The organism is Limosilactobacillus coleohominis (assembly GCF_016901675.1).
GTDB classification, from domain to species: domain Bacteria; phylum Bacillota; class Bacilli; order Lactobacillales; family Lactobacillaceae; genus Limosilactobacillus; species Limosilactobacillus intestinavium.
This window is the reverse complement of the sequence record NZ_JACJKU010000235.1, coordinates 1-206: the sequence shown is the minus strand read 5'-3', so window position 1 is coordinate 206 and position 206 is coordinate 1. Positions and strand designations below refer to the sequence as shown.

Annotated in this window: 1 protein-coding gene; it reads right to left on the bottom strand. The window is 30.6% G+C overall.

All coding sequences use genetic code 11. From position 1 onward, the window contains the following. Positions 1–10 precede the first annotated feature (10 nt). On the bottom strand, positions 11–206 hold a 196-nt coding region (locus tag H5975_RS08655; RefSeq protein WP_204785661.1), incomplete at its 5' end, for a transposase.

Here is a 206-nt window from a genome sequence, read left to right as displayed (position 1 = left end):
AATTTACAGTTCAAGCAGTCATTTTGCTTGGGCTGTTTTTTGTTTTGCAATTAGAACTAACTGTTAAGTGAGAGTTTTTTAATGCAATCAATATTCTAATTCTAAAATGATAAAAATTTCTGAAACCATAAGCCGTTCGCTTAATAACCTTAATTTTGTTGTTAGTTCCCTCAATAGGGCCGTTACTCAAATGATACTTAAAGCTA